Source organism: Rufibacter ruber (genome assembly GCF_014138425.1).
GTDB lineage: Bacteria > Bacteroidota > Bacteroidia > Cytophagales > Hymenobacteraceae > Nibribacter > Nibribacter ruber_C.
Genome location: NZ_JACJIQ010000005.1, coordinates 333,796 through 340,079, shown reverse-complemented (window position 1 = coordinate 340,079; position 6,284 = coordinate 333,796). Strand labels below are relative to the sequence as shown.

At 54.8% G+C, this 6,284-nt stretch carries 5 protein-coding genes; 4 read left to right on the top strand and 1 reads right to left on the bottom strand.

Annotation, left to right across the window (positions count from 1 at the left end; translation table 11 throughout):
* Window positions 1-498 precede the first annotated feature (498 nt).
* Entirely contained in the window at window positions 499-1,032 is a 534-nt protein-coding gene (locus tag FHS90_RS08345; protein WP_182512689.1) for an NUDIX domain-containing protein, read from the bottom strand.
* Between the two features lie 160 nt (window positions 1,033-1,192).
* Here FHS90_RS08345 and FHS90_RS08340 point away from each other — a divergent pair, with 160 nt between their 5' ends.
* From FHS90_RS08340 to FHS90_RS08325, 4 genes are all read left to right on the top strand, one after another.
* Window positions 1,193-1,657, top strand: a complete 465-nt coding sequence (locus FHS90_RS08340; RefSeq protein ID WP_182512688.1) for a DUF2059 domain-containing protein — start codon at window positions 1,193-1,195, stop codon at window positions 1,655-1,657.
* A gap of 217 nt (window positions 1,658-1,874) precedes the next feature.
* Window positions 1,875-2,711: a phosphatase PAP2 family protein gene (locus tag FHS90_RS08335; protein ID WP_182512687.1), complete on the top strand. Its 837-nt coding sequence runs from the start codon at window positions 1,875-1,877 to the stop codon at window positions 2,709-2,711.
* A 556-nt stretch (window positions 2,712-3,267) separates the two neighbouring features.
* Window positions 3,268-4,074: a dienelactone hydrolase family protein gene (locus tag FHS90_RS08330; protein ID WP_182512686.1), complete on the top strand. Its 807-nt coding sequence runs from the start codon at window positions 3,268-3,270 to the stop codon at window positions 4,072-4,074.
* Between the two features lie 345 nt (window positions 4,075-4,419).
* Complete coding sequence (locus FHS90_RS08325) at window positions 4,420-6,231, top strand: glycoside hydrolase family 3 protein (protein ID WP_182512685.1); 1,812 nt, start codon at window positions 4,420-4,422, stop codon at window positions 6,229-6,231.
* The last annotated feature ends 53 nt before the right edge of the window (window positions 6,232-6,284 follow it).

The following is a 6,284-nucleotide window of genomic DNA, read 5'->3' as shown; positions in this document are numbered from 1 at the left end:
GTGGGGGGGTTTTTCTACTTCCCTTTGGGGGTGACACTTTGGGTGCAAAATATTATTTAAAAAACCGTCCGGTTTTTTTTTGGTGGGTTTTTGCCCAAAAAACCCCAAAAAACCCCAACGGCTCCTGCAGCAGAAGGGGGGAGAAGTTTACTGAGAGCCTCGGTGAAGAAAGCCTCTCTTACACCTACCGCCTGGTGAGAGCATGTTTTGCCTAATGATTTTACTGGCGAAGAAGAGCCCCGGAAAAGTTCTGCAAATGCAGTTTTCGTGCCGCGCAGCAGCCCTACGGGGCGGGGAAAAGTGTGAGCGAAGGCGCTTTCTCTTGCGTTGTACGGCAAAGAGAAACAGGAACCATGCGCTTAAAAGCCGCCTCAGCCTACCTGCTTTATCTGCTGCTCTTTTGGTTTCTGTTTTGGGCCTGTTTTCAGAAAAACAGGCCCAAAACAGAAACCACCCCTTGCCCCCTGAGGTATTTTTGAGATGGCTGGCAGAGATTTGCTACTTCGTTGGTGCAGGCAGCCCCGCCAATTTCAGCCACTGCACCGCCATAATGGTTTTGCCATCTGTAAAGCGATGGGCCAACAGCTCCTGGGTGCTCATCTCCACGGCCTTGATGCTTTCATTCTCTTCGTCTTTGCCACCGCCCGCACTGGTTTGCCGGCTAACCTCAGCATAGAACAGGTAAATCTTCTCAGAGAACGCGCCCGGCGAAGGGTAGAATTCAGAGATCAGCTCCAGCTTGTCTACCGCATAGCCAATTTCCTCTTCTATCTCCCGGGTAATGGCATCTTCAGGCTTTTCCCCTTCACTGTCCAGCATGCCGGCTACGGCTTCCAGCAGTTCGCGCTCAACGGCCGGCCGGTACTGCTTGGCCAGGATGAACTTCTGCTTTTGGGTGTCATACACCAGCGCAGCGGCGGCCTGGCCGGTCTGGTACACTTCCCGCTTAAACTCCTGGTCGCCGTCTTTCACGGTGTACACCTGCAAACGGTAATGGCCCTGGTACACGGTGTCTCTCTTTGTAATTTCCATGGGGAATTGATAAATTGGTACGGTTTACAAGCTTTGTGCTCCTTCCCGCTCCTACGCAGGCTTCTTTGGGTGGTTCTACCAAACTGCAAAAGAAGTAGATTCAGCGGATTTTGTCCATTGCCCGGTTAACTGCGTATAATTTTCAACCATTTACCCTTTTATGAAAAAATCACTTTCCCTCTGGGTGGTCATGCTGTGTGTAGCAGTAGGCAGTGCCATGGCACAGACCCAACCCCAAAGCAGCCATTACAAAGCCGCTGAAACCCTTTTGGTAGCCATGGGCACCCCTAAGGCCACAAATGACAACGTGCAGGAAATGCTCACCCTGCAGATGGAGCAGGTGCCGGCCATGAAAGCCGCTGAGCTGGAGGTACGGGCTTTCTTCTCTAAGTACATGAGCTGGGACGCCATCAAAGACGACATGGTAAAGCTGTACATGAATGAGTTCACTGAGAAGGAACTGAAAGACATGACGTCTTTCTACAACACCCCTACCGGTAAGAAACTGGCCGCCAAACAAGGAACCATTGCCATTAAAAGCACCAAGATTGGCCAGGAAAAAATCACGCCGCACATGATGGAGCTGCAGCAGATCATTCAGGCAAAGATGCAGGGCGGCAATTAACCTTCTGCTTTCAAAAACACCCCAAAGGGCTGGCTTCTACAGGTAGAAGCCAGCCCTTTTTGCTTTCCCCTACCCCGCCACTGGAACTTACCCAGGCCAGCTTTCTGCGAAAACAAGAAGTGTTAAAAAAACGTGGCCACACCACATACTTCAGGAAACTTTTCTGAGTTAATTATACTAACCAGACCACCCCTATCTGACTGTTAATAAACTCATTATGCGTTACCTGTTCTTTCTACCGGCTCTCCTGCTTGGCGGGGAGGCGACTGCCCAAACCTTCCCGGCAGACTCTGTTCAGTTAGTGGACACCGCTCAGGCCTTGACCGCAGAAACACTCCCTGCCCCGGCACAACCCGGATGGGCAAAACGCCACCGCACCTTGCTGCTGGGTACGGCGGGCGCCTTGGTGACCGCCGGTGCCGGTGTTGCCGCGTATGAATGGTTTGATGAGCCTGTAAAAGATTTCACCCAGTCTAAACGGACGGCGTTCACCAAGGGGATTGCCCATGCGGTGGAGCCGTTTGGCAGGGCGGTTCCTTTACACGGTACCTTTGCAGTTCTGCTCAGCGCCGGGGTTCTGCTCAAGCGCCCCCGGCTCCGGGAGGCGGCGGCCGTGTCACTGGGAGGCTTTTACCTTAATGCGTTGGTCACCCAACAACTCAAGCATACCTTTCAACGGTACCGGCCCAGCAGCTCTCTGCACAATAACCAGTTTGAAGGCCCTGAAGGAAGCGGAAAAAACGGCTCCCTCCCTTCTTCCCACACCTCCAATGCCTTTGCCGCCGCCACGGCTATTGCCACGGTGTACCGTGACACCCGCTGGGTGCCGCCCGTAGCCTACGGCGTGGCCACCCTGGTTGGCCTCTCCCGCATTCATGACAACGCCCACTGGGCCTCTGATGTGGTAGCCGGTGCCGCCATTGGGTATCTTTCGGCCAAAGCTTCTTTCATAGGGTATCACCAGGCCAGAAACCTGATCAAGCGGCACCAATGGCGCTTGATGCCCGGCTGGTACAACGGCACCCCCACCCTCTCAGCCTCGGTGCAGTTTTAACCGAAGTCCTTTGAACAACTCCCTGTTTTTAGCCTGTTTTTCAGAAAACAGGCTAAAAACAGGGGTCTTTCTTTTAACGTACCCGTACAAAGAATGAAGCTGTTCAGAGTTTTTTCCTTTTCTATTGTATGGCCGTGCCTGGCCCGTGCATGGCGCAAGTATGAACCTGTGTCTGCGTTTTGGGGCTACTTTCCCAAAAACAGCCCGGAAACAGAAACTTACTTCTCCTGCAGGCACAAGGCGCCGCTTGAGCCTGCACCTGAAACAAACGCTAAACAGCTTCAACCTAAAGCGGCTTTTCTTGTTATACCTTCTGAGCTTCGGCCTTGGCGCATGTTTACTTTCAGTCTTTGCGCGGCAAACGGTCAGGGAGCGAACCTGCCACTTTAAGGTTTCAGGTTGGTAGCAGGCTTGAAGCTCAAAACCACTATATTACTTAGCCGTTTTCCGTTACAGACTCTAGGCGACAACAGGCGCTTAGCCGGTGGTTTACTGGTTGAAACTGCCTTACATCTCTTTTTACATTACATTCGCTGCACAATTCAGAACCACATTTATGAAACAAACACTGCTCCTTCTTTTTCTGACCCTCCTGACCATGACCACCACCCAAGCCCAGCAGATCAAAACCCAACTGGTAGAATACAAAGAAGGCACCACCACCTTAGAAGGCTACCTGGCCTTTGACCCCGCTGCCAAAGGGAAACGCCCGGCCGTGCTGGTAGTACATGAATGGACGGGCATCAATGACTACACTAAAAAACGGTGTGAACAGTTGGCCAGAATGGGCTATGTGGCCTTTGCCGCTGATATCTATGGCAAAGGCATTAGGCCCGCCTCTGCGCAGGCGGCGGGCGCTGAGGCCGGCAAGTACAAGAACAATGTCCCGTTGCTGCGCGCCCGCATCAATGCGGCTTTGAACCAGGCAAAGAAAATGCCTACGGTAGACGGTTCAAAAGTAGCCGCTATTGGTTACTGCTTTGGTGGCACCACCGTGCTGGAACTGGCGCGCAGCGGGGCTGACGTGGCAGGGGTGGTCAGTTTTCATGGCGGGTTGGGCACGCCTTCCCCTTCAGACGCCGCCAACATCAAAACCCAGGTGCTGGTTTGCCATGGAGCCATTGACCCCTTTGTTCCCAAAGAAGAGGTAGACACCTTCTTGAAAGCCATGAATGATGCCCACGTGCCGTACCAGTTCAACGCTTACAGCAACGCGGTGCACTCCTTCACCAACCCCCAGGCCGGGACAGACAACAGCAAAGGTGCCGCCTACAACGCCACCGCTGACCGCCGCTCCTGGCAGGCCATGAAAGTGTTCTTTGACGAGATCTTCCAGAAAGAGACTGCGGCCGGGAACAAGTAGCCGCTTCCTTGATATACAGCGTTTTCTCCCTTACGCCTTTGCCATAAAGAGAGGCGCTCCGGCCACCCTTTTCTTTCAACGGGAAGCTTTTCTGTTTTCGGCCTGTTTTTCAGAAAACAGGCCGAAAACAGAGGGCACACTTCCTCTTTCGCCTGACGGCGGAAAAAACCGAATTATAAAAGAGCTCCCCTTGCGTTGCCCGGCACCAGGCGGCGCGGCCACTGCGCTGCGTTCCTCTTTTCCTGCACCACCGGTGCAAACCACCATGACGGCGCAACCCAACGGGATAAAAGCCAGTACTCTCTGCGTGAACCGCCTTGGTTGGCAGTGTTCATTTCCTTATCCATGTTTCCACCCATCAACCGCACATACAGCATTCCCATTTTCTACCGCCTGAGCCTACTGCTGCTGGCGGCGGGCTTGTTTTTTTCTTCCTGCAAGAAAAAGGAGGACCCGCATGAGACGGTGGTGTTCAAACCCAAACCCATTGCCCCGCAAGACACCATCAACTACCCCAACGCCCTCATCACCGCACTGAACCGCCAGGACAAGTGGGTAGACTCTGTATTTAAAACCTTAACCCCAGATGAGCGCATCACCCAGCTCATGATGATTGAGGTGTTCTCTAACCAGGGCCCGCAGCATGAGAAAGACGTGCTGCTTCTGGTGAAACAGTACAAAGTTGGCGGGCTGATCTTTTTTCAGGGGGGGCCCATTCGGCAGGCCAGCATGACCAACCGGCTGCAGGCTGCCTCCAAAGTGCCGCTGCTCATTGGCATGGACGCTGAAAACGGGGTGGGCATGCGCATGGACAGCGCCATGCAGTACCCGCTCCCCATGCTGCTGGGCGCCATCAACAATGACAGCCTAATCTACCGCATGGGCGCCGAGATGGCCCATGAGTTCAGACGCCTGGGCATGCACCTGAACTTTGCGCCGGTGGTAGACGTGAACAACAACCCCAACAACCCCATCATCAGCTACCGCGCCTTTGGCGAAAACAAGGAAGACGTGAGTTCTAAAAGCCTGGCCCAGATGCTGGGCATGCAGGACAACGGCATCATTGCCACCGCCAAACATTTTCCCGGCCACGGTGACACAGATGTAGACTCCCACTATGACCTGCCCGTGATCCCGTACGGCCGTGAGCGGCTAGACTCCCTGGAGCTGCACCCGTTCCGGCACCTGATCCAGAGCGGGGTGGGCGGCATGATGGTGGGCCACATTCACATGCCCAAACTGGACTCCACGGCCAATCTGCCGGCGTCCCTCTCCAAGCCCATTGTCACCGGCTTGCTGCGGGAGGAACTTAGATTTGCCGGCCTTATCTTCACAGACGCCATGGTAATGAAGGGCGTGACCAAGTACTTTGCCCCCGGCGAGGCCGAAGTCATGGCCCTGGAAGCCGGGAATGACGTGCTGGAGCGTCTGGTAAGCGTACCCAAAGCCCTGGCGGCCATTAAAGCGGCCATCAAGTCTGGGAGGCTGAGCCAGAAAGAGATTGACCGCCGCTGCCGTAAGGTACTGGCCGCCAAGCATTGGGTGGGGTTGCACCAGTATCAGCCCATCATGATAGACAGCCTTTACCAGGACCTGCACCGGCCGCGTGCCAATGAAACCCTGAGAAGGCTGGCAGAAGGGTCACTTACGCTCCTCCAGAACAACAAGTCCCTGCTTCCGCTGGCGCACAAGAAGCGCCGGAAGATTGCCTCCCTGGCCGTGGGCGCCACCCGCACCACTACCTTTCAGCAGCGCCTCCAGAACCAGCTGCCTGCCAAAGAATTCTTCCTTCCCCGCCGCACAGACAAGAAAACCCTGGCCAGGTTGCGCAAGGAACTCCTCAAGTATGACCTGCTGCTCATCAGCATTTACGGCCCCAGCATCAGGCCCAGCAACAACTTGGGCTTCACCCCAGAGGAGCGGGGGCTGGTCAATGAGCTGGTGCGCGAGAAAAAGAGCGTGGTGGTGCTGTTTGACAATGCCTACACCCTGAGCAGATTCCAGGACATACACCAGGCCAAGGCGCTGCTGGTGGGGTATCAGCAGCTGCCAGACGTGCAGGCGGCCGCGGCCAAACTGGTGCTGGGCCAGCTGGAGCCCAAGGGAAAGCTCCCTGTCACGGTCAACCAGCACTTTCAGTACGGAGACGGCCTGTAACCCGCTTTGCGTTTCTGGCCTGTTTTTCTAAAAACAGGCCAGAAACGCAAAGA